Here is an 11,083-nt window from a genome sequence, read left to right as displayed (position 1 = left end):
GGGGAATAATTATGAGTAACAAAATATTAATAGTTGATGATGCGGCATTTATGAGAATGATGATTAAAGATATATTAACGAAAAATGGTTATGATGTTGTTGCAGAGGCGGCGGATGGAGTACAAGCAATAGATAAATATAAAGAATTCCATCCAGACCTTGTAACAATGGATATTACAATGCCTGAAATGGATGGTATAACAGCTTTAAAAGAGATTAAAAAAATAAACCCGAATGCTAAAGTAATCATGTGTTCAGCGATGGGACAACAAGCGATGGTTATTGATGCAATTCAAGCTGGTGCAAAAGATTTTATTGTAAAACCATTCCAAGCTGATAGAGTAATTGAAGCTATTCATAAAACACTATCTTAGAGGTGTTTTCTTTGTATGTAAATCTATTAAGATTATTCACTTTTTTACTATTATTTATCATTTTTTCCCCTACAGTTATCAGTGCTGGAGGGGGGGGAGTCCCAAACAATGCGAAGCAATGTTTAGAAAACCCTGAATTGTGTAACGAGCCTGATTCAACTGTTACAAATTTTTCGGATAGACAAGACACTATCTCTGGTTGGGATTTTATAAAAATGTTTTTAGCATTGGGCTTTGTATTATTTCTCATATACGGGGCAATGAAATTGGTTAACAAAAAGAATAACCTATTTGACACACAAAAGACGATCGTAAACGTCGGAGGAACGACTCTAGGAAGTAATAAATCATTGCAAATGGTGAAGGTTGGGAATTCTATTCTTGTCTTAGGGGTTAGTGACTCTATTCAACTTTTAAAAGAAGTGACAGATGAAGAAGAAAAAGAAGTTATTTTAAAAGCGTATCAAGATAGAATAGAAAGTTCAATAAACTCTGACCAGTTAATTGGACTAATTGGAAAATGGAAAGAGCAAAAGTCAACAAAACAAACGAATACATTTTCGACATTGTTAAAGGACCAATTAAAGAACTTGTCCAATGAAAGAAAAAATAAGCTAGATAGAATGAAGAAGGATGAGTTGTAGTTATGACAGAATTTTTACAATCATTTAATGGAAATGATCCATCTACCGTGGCTACCTCTGTCCAACTTTTACTTTTACTAACCGTACTTTCCATTGCTCCAGCCATCTTAATTTTAATGACAAGCTTTACTAGAATTATTATTGTTCTTTCATTTGTAAGAACATCGTTAGCAACACAACAAATGCCTCCAAACCAAGTACTTATTGGTTTAGCACTATTCTTAACCTTTTTTATTATGGCTCCAACATTTGCGGAAATAAACGAACAAGCGTTGACACCATTATTCAATGAAGAAATAACGCTTGATGAAGCTTATGACTTAGCATCTATGCCTTTAAAAGATTTTATGAGTAAACACACTAGACAAAAAGACCTGGCGCTTTTTATGGACTATGCTGGTATGGATCGTCCAGAAACTATTCAAGATATTCCGTTGACCGTTTTAGTTCCTGCTTTTGCTATAAGTGAATTAAAAACAGCTTTTCAAATAGGATTTATGATTTTTATTCCTTTTTTAGTTATTGATATGGTAGTAGCGAGCGTATTAATGTCCATGGGTATGATGATGTTACCACCAGTAATGATCTCTTTACCATTTAAGATTCTATTATTTGTTTTAGTCGATGGATGGTACTTAGTCGTGAAATCTTTATTGCAATCATTTTAAAGTAGGTGAGCAAAATGACTCCAGAATTTGTCATTTCCTTAGCGGAACGGGGAGTTTACACAATACTATTAATTAGTGCACCGTTGTTGTTACTTGCTTTAATCGTAGGATTAGCTGTTAGTATATTCCAAGCGACAACGCAAATTCAAGAACAAACATTAGCTTTTATTCCAAAAATAGTTGCGGTGTTAATTGGACTAATTGTTTTCGGTCCATGGATGTTAACAACTATGTTATCTTACGCTATGGAAATATTCGGAAACATTAATAGGTTTGTGAGTTAAATAAATGGATCTTTTGAGTATAATAGACTATTTTCCAGCATTTTTATTAATTTTTATTAGAGTATCATCGTTCTTTGTTACTTTGCCTCTCTTTTCTTATCGGAGTGTGCCTGCACAATTTAAAGTAGGTTTTGCATTTTTTTTAGCATTAATTATGGCAATATCTTTTGATCTCCCTATTTTGGAAATAGATGGTGACTATATTCTGCTCATTCTTAAAGAAATGATGGTAGGTTTGTTAATCGGTTTAATTGCCTACATCGTCATAGCGGCTATCCAAATTGCCGGTGGGTTTATCGATTTTCAAATGGGTTTTGCAATGGCCAATGTAATTGATCCACAAACAGGGGCACAAAGCCCAATTATTGGACAATTCTTTTATACATTTGCATTATTACTTCTCTTAGCGATAAATGGCCATCATTTAATGCTAGACGGTATTTTTTATAGTTACCAATTAATTTCGCTTACACAAGCATGGATCCCATTATCGGATGAAAATGTACTAGAGTTTGTAGTGAAAACAATAAACATGATGTTCATTGTAGCACTACAATTGGCAATACCAATTGTAGGTACTTTGTTTTTAGTTGATGTGGCATTAGGAATTGTGGCAAGAACTGTACCACAGTTAAATGTTTTTGTAGTTGGTTTACCATTAAAAATAGGCGTAAGTTTTATAGCAATTTTATTATCTTTAACAATATTATTCTCTCTCTTCTATAAGTTATTTGAAATGATGCTCTACACGATGAGAGGATTAATGGATTTACTTGGAGGAATGTAAATGTATCCTCATTTAAAGCTTGATCTTCAATTTTTCGCAGGAGAAAAAACAGAAAAAGCAACGCCAAAGAAAAGGCAAGAAACGAGAAAAAAAGGGCAAGTTGCAAAAAGCTCTGATGTAAATACAGCATTCGTACTAATTGGCGTTTTTCTATGTTTCTTTGCAATTGGCCCTTGGATGAAACAACATATAATGAATTTGTTTAAACAATCATTTCAAGTGTACATGTTGCAAGAAGTGACAATAGACGGTGTCCATTTAATATTTATGGATATTTTATTGCAGTTAGTACTCGTTATAGGACCCATTATGTTAGTAGCTGTGTTAAGTGCATTCATCGGAAATTATATGCAGGTTGGACCGTTATTCTCATCAGAAGCAATTCAAATAAAATTAAATAAACTAGATCCGATACAAGGATTTAAAAGGATTTATTCTATAAGGGCAATAGTAGAATTAGTGAAGTCAATGTTAAAAATTGTTTTCGTAGGTTTGATTACATTTTCTTTACTTTGGTTAAGCATGGAAGAGCTCTTAGTTTTGTCTCAAAAAGACGTACATGCTGCTTTATCGTTTTTAGGAAGTTTAACAGTGAGAATGGGTTTAATTGCTGGTGCAGCTCTATTGTTTCTATCTGTTTTTGATTACCTCTATCAGAAATATGATTATGAAAAAAATATCAGAATGTCCAAAAACGATGTGAAAGATGAGTATAAGAAAACAGAAGGTGACCCATTAATAAAGTCTAAGATTAAGCAAAAGCAAAGAGAAATGGCAATGCAACGAATGATGTCAGATGTACCAAAAGCAGATGTAATTATCACAAATCCTACACACTATGCGGTCGCCTTAAAATATGACGAGGGAAAAATGGATGCCCCATATGTTATAGCAAAAGGCGTCGATTTTGTAGCATTAAAGATAAAAGGAATTGCAATTGAACACGATGTGGCAACGGTTGAAAACAGGCCGTTAGCACGAGCATTATATGCGCAAGCAGAGATTGGTGACCCTGTTCCCGAGGAATTCTTTGCGGCTGTCGCAGAAATTTTAGCATATGTATACCAATTGAATAATAAAGTGAATTGATTGATAGATTGAGGGTGAAGTAGAAGTATGTCAGCAAGAGATTTGTCCGTATTACTTAGTGTTATATTAATAGTTGCGATGTTAATCGTACCATTTCCACCATGGATGCTAAGTATATTAATTATCGTAAATATTTCCCTTGCCTTAATAGTGTTATTAACGACAATGAATGTAAATGAGCCTTTACAGTTCTCTATCTTTCCGTCGTTACTATTGCTTCTTACCCTTTACCGTTTAGGACTAAACGTTTCTACTACAAGGTCCATTTTAAGTGAAGGGGATGCGGGTAGTGTAGTAGAAACGTTTGGAACGTTTGTTGTCAGTGGAAACGTAGTAGTTGGTTTAGTTGTTTTTATTATTTTAGTAGTTATCCAGTTTGTTGTTATAACAAAAGGCTCTGAACGTGTTTCGGAAGTTGCAGCAAGGTTTACATTAGATGCGATGCCAGGTAAACAAATGGCTATTGATGCAGATCTAAATGCTGGGTTAATCTCAGAAACACAGGCAAGAGAACGACGTGAGAAAATTTCGAAAGAAGCAGACTTTTACGGAGCAATGGATGGAGCTAGTAAATTTGTAAAAGGTGATGCCATAGCAGGGATCATCATTGTGTTAATAAACATGATTTTTGGAATAGTCGTAGGTATGGCACAACAAGGTTTAACAATTGCTGAATCGGCTCAAAAATTCACCTTATTAACGGTAGGGGATGGAATTGTATCTCAAATTCCAGCACTATTAATTGCAACGGCTACAGGTATTGTTGTAACAAGAGCAGCTTCAGACGGTAACCTTGGTTCAGATATTACCGCACAACTTTTTGCTTATCCAAAAATGTTGTATGTAGCAGGAGGAGCAATTCTATTATTAGGGATAGCCACTCCAATTGACTATATGCTAACTACACCGATTGCGGGTGTCCTGTTTATTGGTGGTTACTATATTTCTAAGAGTCATGAAAAAGAAGATATCATCTTGGAAGAATCCGAAGAAGAAGTGGTTACGGATGAACTTAAAAGTCCAGAAAGTGTTGTTAATTTATTATCAGTTGACCCAATTGAATTCGAATTCGGTTATGGACTAATACCTTTAGCAGATTCTAAACAAGGTGGAGACCTGTTAGATAGAATTGTCATGATTAGAAGGCAATTGGCTTTAGAACTTGGGATTGTTATACCGGTTGTTCGTATAAGAGACAACATTCAGCTTCAACCTAATGAATACCGATTGAAAATTAAAGGTAGTGAAGTCGCAAAGGGTGAAATATTGTTAGATCATTATTTAGCAATGAGCCCAGGCGTGGAAGAAGGGTCGATAGAAGGTATAGATACTATTGAACCATCATTTGGATTACCAGCTAAGTGGATTTCAGAAACCGTTAAAGATGAAGCGGAAATGTACGGTTATACAGTAGTTGATCCTCCATCCGTAGTGTCCACTCATATTACGGAAAAAATTAAACAACATGCATATGAATTATTAGGTAGACAAGAAACAAAGCAACTAATAGAACATCTAAAAGAGTCCGCTCCTATTTTAGTAGAAGAGGTTACGCCAAACCCTCTTTCCATCGGAGACGTACAAAAAGTATTATCTAAGTTATTGAAAGAAAATGTTTCCATAAGAAACCTTCCAATCATCTTCGAAACGTTAGCGGATTATGGAAAACTATCATCTGATACTGACTTGTTAACAGAATATGTGAGACAAGCTTTAAACAAGCAAATTACTAATCAATATGCTGTTCCAAACGAAAGCTTTAAAGTTGTCACACTCTCAGGCAGAGTAGAAAAACTTTTTGCAGACCATATACAACAAACGGAACACGGAAACTATTTAGCGTTAGATCCTGATACGTCTATGCAAATTGTTCAAGCGCTTGCAGCACAACTAGAACAATTTTCATTATATGAACAAACGCCTATCGTATTATGTTCTCCTGCAATAAGAATGTATGTTAGACAATTAATTGAACGATATTTACCTCATGTTCCAGTATTATCTTACAATGAATTAGAAGCAAACGTAGAAGTACAAAGTATTGGGGTGGTGAATGTTGAATCATGAAAGTGAAGAAATATACCGCTGACACGATGAATGAAGCTATGAAGTTAGTACGAACGGAATTAGGCGAAGAAGCCGTCATTCTCAATTCAAAAGCTGTTTATTCTACTAAGTTTTTTGGTTTTATAAAAAAGAGACAAGTAGAAGTAATAGCAGCGATAGATGAATTAGAGAACGTGAAACAAGAAGAGTATAAAAGTAAGAACAACTATATAGAAAATAGGCCTAAACATTTTGATTATGATAAAGTACCCCCGATTAGTGATATAAACGAAAATGTTGACATTGCTAATAGCTTAAAAGAAATGAAAAGCCTAATACAAAAACTTGAACTAGACAAGCAAAAAAGTAACTGGTCAACTGAAATGGTTCAAATAGAAAAGAAATTATTACAATTTGATATTCCAGATGAGATGGTTACAGAAGCGATGGGGTATGTTTTAGAAGTAAGTTCATTAGATCAATTAAATAATAAGAATGTTATTAAAGAAAAAGTTATCGAACATTTTAATGCTTTAACGGTGAAGCTTGAATTTAGTGGGAAAAAGCTTCAAAAGAAATATATTAGTTTAGTCGGTCCTACAGGAGTAGGTAAGACTACAACATTAGCAAAACTTGCTGCACATGTATCATTAAAGGAAGGTAAAAAAATAGGTTTTATTACGACAGATACGTATCGAATTGCAGCGATTGACCAATTAAAAACGTATGCTAATATACTTGATGCACCATTAGAAGTGTGTTACAACGCCGAAGATTTTATAAAAGCAAAAAAAAGGTTAGAAAATGTTGATTTAATATTTATTGACACTGCTGGTCGAAACTACTTAGATGCTAAATATGTACAAGACTTAAAAAATATTATTAATTTTAATGACGATGTGGAAACATATTTAGTATTATCCTTAACCTCTAAACTGACGGATATGAAAAAAATTGCAAACCAATTTTCACACGTGAATTTTGAACAATTTATTTTCACAAAATTAGATGAGACATCAAGTAGTGGAGCAATGTTTGCCATGATGAAAGAATTTAATAAAGGTGTGGCATTTATTACAACCGGCCAAGGTGTACCAGAAGATATTCAACCAATGTCACAGTCAAAAGTAATGAATTTAATTGAAGAAGGTTTAAAATAATGAAAGACCAGGCGTTCTTATTAAGAGAAAATATGAACAAAAAGAAAAAAGAGAAAAAAGAAGATAGACTTCCTCATACAATTGCAGTTATAAGTGGAAAAGGTGGGGTCGGGAAGTCAAATGTTTCTTTAAACTTCGCCTTAACAATGCAAAAATACGGAAAATCTGTTTTACTTATTGATTTAGATATTGGCATGGCTAATATTGACGTCCTTCTAGGTTCTACTCAGAAGCTATCTATTGTGGATTTTTTTCTTCATAATTATGAACTAAAGCATTTGATTCAAAAAGGACCTCATAACTTATCTTTTATCGCTGGTGGCTCAGGGTTAACGAACGTTTTTCAAGTTGAAAAAGATAAAGTAATTTCATTTTTACTTCAATTACAAACTCTTACAAATCAATATGATTATATTATTTTTGATATGGGAGCCGGAATAACAGAAGAAAACTTGCAACTGTTACTATCAATGAATGAAATATTCTTAGTCACTACTGGTGAACCAACTTCTCTAACGGATGCATATTCAGCATTAAAAATAATTGCTGCACAAAGCATTAATGTTCCATTTCAAGTAATTATAAATAGAGCACTTAATGAAAAGAATGCTGTTCAAACTTTTCAACGTTTAAGCACGGTTTCCAAGCGTTTTATAAAAAAAGACTTAACCTTATTAGGGTTCGTACCTGATGATAAGTATGTCATGAGTGCTGTAATGGAACAAAAACCATTTACTATTATTTATCCATCATGTATTGCATCAAAAGCTATAAATGATATTACAAAAAGATATTTACAGTTAGTAGTTAGCTCGTCACAAAAAAACAATACAAATTTTGTCTCTAAGTTGTTTCAATTTTTCTTAGAGAGGAAGGCTTAATACATGCAACAAAAAATAAAAGTGTTAGTTACGGATGACTCATTTTTCATGAGAAAGTTAATTTCAGATATGCTAAATGATCATCCTTTAATAGAAGTCATTACTACAGCTAACAATGGAATGGACTTATTAGAAAAACTAACACAATACTCACCAGATGTAATTACATTAGATATAGAAATGCCAGTAATGGACGGACTAACGGCTCTAGAAAAAATGATAAGTAACTACCCTATTCCAACAATTATGCTTTCAAGTACAACAAAAGAAGGTGCTCACAATACAATTAAGGCGATGGAATTAGGGGCAATTGACTTTGTTCCAAAGCCTTCTGGAGCTATTTCATTAGATTTATATAAAGTAAAAGAGGAACTTATTTCAAAAATAATCCATGCTTCTAAAGTTTCTATGAAAAATAGAAAACTTCTAACATTGAAAACAAAAGCTTTTGACAGTATAGAAAAACAAAATTTGGAAAAGAAGCAAGAAATACAACAACCATTAAAACAGAAGCATGAAAATCATGAAAAAACCATTATTGCAATTGGAACTTCAACAGGAGGTCCAAGAGCTTTACAGCAAGTCTTAACTAGTTTACCAGGAAACATCAATGCCCCTATTTTTATTGTTCAGCATATGCCTCCTGGATTTACTAAATCATTATCAGATAGATTAAATACTCTTAGTAAACTAACTGTGGTAGAAGCGGAACACAATATGTATGTTTTGCAAAATACAGCTTACATTGCTCCTGGTGGATACCATATGGAAGTAGTAAAGGATAACGTAGATAAACTAATCATTCAGTTAAATCAATCCCCACCAATAAGGGGACATAGGCCTGCAGTAGATGTATTGTTTCAATCTATAAGTTTACTAGATGAATGGAGAAAGGTAGTTACTGTTTTGACAGGAATGGGAAACGATGGAACTCTCGGTATTCAAGCAATTAAACAGAAAGATAATGCATATATTATTGCGGAGTCAGAAGTATCATCCATTGTTTATGGTATGCCCAAATCTGCAAAAGAAACAGGTTTAGTAGATGAAGTTGCCGAATTAAACGACATTGCCAATGTAATTTTGAATAATATATAGGGGTGCAAATTATATGGATCTTAACCAATATCTTGATATTTTTATCGAAGAAAGTAAAGAGCACTTACAAATAATAAATGACCAACTTCTAGTATTAGAGCGCAATCCTAATGAAACTTCTATTATTAATGAAATCTTCCGTTCAGCCCATACACTAAAAGGTATGTCAGCTACAATGGGGTATGAAGACTTAGCAAACTTAACACATCAAATGGAAAACGTTTTAGACGGAATTCGTAACGACAAGATAAGTGTTACTACCGAAATATTAGATATTTTATTGCAATCTGTTGAATATTTAGAGGAAATCGTTTTTTCGATTGCTGATGGTGGAGACGGTAAAAAAGACGTAACTTCCATAGTGAATTTATTAAACAAAGTCGAAGCAGGTGAACTTGACCTGTTGCAATCATATTCAGAATCTTCTGAGGTCCCTATTGAGTCGTCCATTGATTATGATCAATATGAAGTTACAGTTTTAGAGCAGTCAGAGGAACAAGGATATACGCCATGTGAGTTAAGGGTTAAACTACGAAAAGATTGTCTACTTAAATCTGTACGAGTATATATGGTTTTTGAGACTATTGAAAAAATGGCTGAAGTAATTAAAGCCACTCCATCGGTGGAGATTTTAGAAGAGGAAAAGTTTGATGAGACTTTTACTGTAACAATTTTAACGAAAGAAGAGATAGAGTTTGTAAAGGAATCTATTCTTAAAGTTTCTGAAGTGGAAGAAGTGCAAATTGTTAAATTAGATGTTACGAAACTTAAGAGTGATGAACAAGCTACGGAAGCAGAACAAGTACAGAATTTGAACGAAGTGAAAAAAGAAGTTGCCGCTACTAAACAAGTTGTAGAAAATGAAGTAATACAACCGAAAACAAATCAACCTTCGAATAAAACGATTCGCGTTAACATAGATAGACTAGATGTTTTAATGAATTTGTTTGAAGAATTAGTTATAGATAGAGGAAGGTTAGAACAAATTTCGAATGAGTTAAACCATAACGAACTACATGAAACTGTGGAGAAAATGTCGAGAATCTCGAATGATTTACAAAACATCATTTTGAATATGCGAATGGTTCCGATTGATACAGTATTTAACCGTTTTCCGAGGATGGTTAGACAACTTGCGAAAGATTTAGGTAAACATGTAGAGCTGCAAATAATTGGTGCAGACACGGAGTTAGATAGAACGGTAATCGATGAAATTGGTGATCCTCTTGTACATTTAATTAGAAATGCCATTGATCACGGAATCGAAACACCTGGCGTTCGTACTGAACAAGGGAAAATAGAAGAAGGTATAATTACACTAAAGGCGTACCATAGTGGAAACCACGTATTTATCGAGATAGCAGATAACGGAGCAGGTATAAGTAAAGACAGAGTATTAAATAAAGCAATAGAAAGAGGAGTTATCTCCAAAGATGAATCGCTATCTCTTTCGGATAAAGAAGTGTATGAATTAATTTTATCATCCGGTTTTTCGACTGCAGAAACTATCTCTGATATTTCCGGCCGTGGTGTTGGACTAGATGTTGTGAAAAACACAATAGAATCTTTAGGAGGTTCCATCTCAATAGATTCCATAGAAGGTTCTGGTACTACATTCTCCATTCAATTACCGCTAACACTATCAATTATTTCTGTTCTATTAACAGAGATAGGGAACGAGAAGTATGCTATACCTTTATCCTCTATAATTGAGACGGCGATTATTAAGAGAGAAGATATTTTATCGCTTCATGGACAACAAGTAATAAATTTTAGAGATAAAATTGTCCCACTTGTGTTCTTAGAACGACTTTTTGAGATTCCGAAAGAAAGTATGTCAGAGAACTTATGCTCACTAGTATTAGTTAAAAAAGGCGAAAAGCTTGCAGGACTTGTAGTAGATTCATTTATTGGTCAACAAGAAGTCGTATTAAAATCACTTGGAAACTATTTAAGTTCTACATTTGCAATTTCAGGAGCAACAATTCTAGGTGATGGTCAAGTTGCATTAATTGTAGATTGTAACGCACTAATTAAATAGAAAAGAGGACA

At 33.7% G+C, this 11,083-nt stretch carries 11 protein-coding genes; all 11 read left to right on the top strand.

The genetic code is table 11. The features are described from left to right. Nucleotides 1–11 precede the first annotated feature (11 nt). The 11 genes from CDZ89_RS11740 to CDZ89_RS11690 are packed head-to-tail and all read left to right on the top strand — an operon-like array spanning nucleotide 12 to nucleotide 11,072. Nucleotides 12–374 carry a response regulator gene (locus tag CDZ89_RS11740; protein WP_096154627.1) on the top strand — a complete coding sequence of 121 codons (363 nt, stop codon included), beginning with the start codon at nucleotides 12–14 and terminating at the stop codon, nucleotides 372–374. 11 nt (nucleotides 375–385) lie between these two features. Next, the gene (locus CDZ89_RS11735) at nucleotides 386–1,018 is read left to right on the top strand and encodes a flagellar biosynthetic protein FliO (protein ID WP_100333735.1); all 633 of its coding nucleotides are present in this window, start codon (nucleotides 386–388) and stop codon (nucleotides 1,016–1,018) included. A gap of 2 nt (nucleotides 1,019–1,020) precedes the next feature. Beyond that, nucleotides 1,021–1,686 carry a flagellar type III secretion system pore protein FliP gene (gene fliP, locus CDZ89_RS11730; protein ID WP_100333734.1) on the top strand — a complete coding sequence of 222 codons (666 nt, stop codon included), beginning with the start codon at nucleotides 1,021–1,023 and terminating at the stop codon, nucleotides 1,684–1,686. Between the two features lie 14 nt (nucleotides 1,687–1,700). Continuing rightward, complete coding sequence (fliQ, locus tag CDZ89_RS11725) at nucleotides 1,701–1,970, top strand: flagellar biosynthesis protein FliQ (RefSeq protein WP_100333733.1); 270 nt, start codon at nucleotides 1,701–1,703, stop codon at nucleotides 1,968–1,970. Between the two features lie 4 nt (nucleotides 1,971–1,974). After that, on the top strand, nucleotides 1,975–2,757 hold the full coding sequence (gene fliR / locus CDZ89_RS11720; RefSeq protein WP_100333732.1) for a flagellar biosynthetic protein FliR: 783 nt from the start codon (nucleotides 1,975–1,977) through the stop codon (nucleotides 2,755–2,757). Next, entirely contained in the window at nucleotides 2,758–3,846 is a 1,089-nt protein-coding gene (flhB, locus tag CDZ89_RS11715) for a flagellar biosynthesis protein FlhB (protein WP_100333731.1), read from the top strand. A 27-nt stretch (nucleotides 3,847–3,873) separates the two neighbouring features. Next, complete coding sequence (flhA, locus tag CDZ89_RS11710; RefSeq protein ID WP_100333730.1) at nucleotides 3,874–5,913, top strand: flagellar biosynthesis protein FlhA; 2,040 nt, start codon at nucleotides 3,874–3,876, stop codon at nucleotides 5,911–5,913. Further along, on the top strand, nucleotides 5,910–7,052 hold the full coding sequence (flhF, locus tag CDZ89_RS11705; protein WP_096154620.1) for a flagellar biosynthesis GTPase FlhF: 1,143 nt from the start codon (nucleotides 5,910–5,912) through the stop codon (nucleotides 7,050–7,052). Before flhA ends, flhF begins: the two co-directional genes overlap by 4 nt. Further along, entirely contained in the window at nucleotides 7,052–7,933 is an 882-nt protein-coding gene (locus CDZ89_RS11700; protein WP_227521502.1) for a MinD/ParA family protein, read from the top strand. Before flhF ends, CDZ89_RS11700 begins: the two co-directional genes overlap by 1 nt. 3 nt (nucleotides 7,934–7,936) lie before the next feature. After that, entirely contained in the window at nucleotides 7,937–9,031 is a 1,095-nt protein-coding gene (locus tag CDZ89_RS11695; protein ID WP_100333729.1) for a protein-glutamate methylesterase/protein-glutamine glutaminase, read from the top strand. 13 nt (nucleotides 9,032–9,044) lie between these two features. Next, complete coding sequence (locus CDZ89_RS11690; RefSeq protein WP_100333728.1) at nucleotides 9,045–11,072, top strand: chemotaxis protein CheA; 2,028 nt, start codon at nucleotides 9,045–9,047, stop codon at nucleotides 11,070–11,072. Nucleotides 11,073–11,083 lie beyond the last annotated feature (11 nt).

Source organism: Bacillus alkalisoli (assembly GCF_002797415.1).
Lineage (GTDB): Bacteria > Bacillota > Bacilli > Bacillales > Bacillaceae_I > Bacillus_CD > Bacillus_CD alkalisoli.
This window is presented reverse-complemented; position numbering and strand designations above follow the sequence as displayed.

Bases quoted from the DNA above. Each gene is read 5' to 3' on its own strand.
- fliQ (WP_100333733.1), top strand. From the start codon at position 1,701: ATGACTCCAGAATTTGTCATTTCCTTAGCGGAACGGGGAGTTTACACA.
- CDZ89_RS11740 (WP_096154627.1), top strand. From the start codon at position 12: ATGAGTAACAAAATATTAATAGTTGATGATGCGGCATTTATGAGAATG.
- flhB (WP_100333731.1), top strand. From the start codon at position 2,758: ATGTATCCTCATTTAAAGCTTGATCTTCAATTTTTCGCAGGAGAAAAA.
- flhA (WP_100333730.1), top strand. From the start codon at position 3,874: ATGTCAGCAAGAGATTTGTCCGTATTACTTAGTGTTATATTAATAGTT.
- fliR (WP_100333732.1), top strand. From the start codon at position 1,975: ATGGATCTTTTGAGTATAATAGACTATTTTCCAGCATTTTTATTAATT.
- CDZ89_RS11700 (WP_227521502.1), top strand. From the start codon at position 7,052: ATGAAAGACCAGGCGTTCTTATTAAGAGAAAATATGAACAAAAAGAAA.
- CDZ89_RS11690 (WP_100333728.1), top strand. From the start codon at position 9,045: ATGGATCTTAACCAATATCTTGATATTTTTATCGAAGAAAGTAAAGAG.
- CDZ89_RS11695 (WP_100333729.1), top strand. From the start codon at position 7,937: ATGCAACAAAAAATAAAAGTGTTAGTTACGGATGACTCATTTTTCATG.
- flhF (WP_096154620.1), top strand. From the start codon at position 5,910: ATGAAAGTGAAGAAATATACCGCTGACACGATGAATGAAGCTATGAAG.
- fliP (WP_100333734.1), top strand. From the start codon at position 1,021: ATGACAGAATTTTTACAATCATTTAATGGAAATGATCCATCTACCGTG.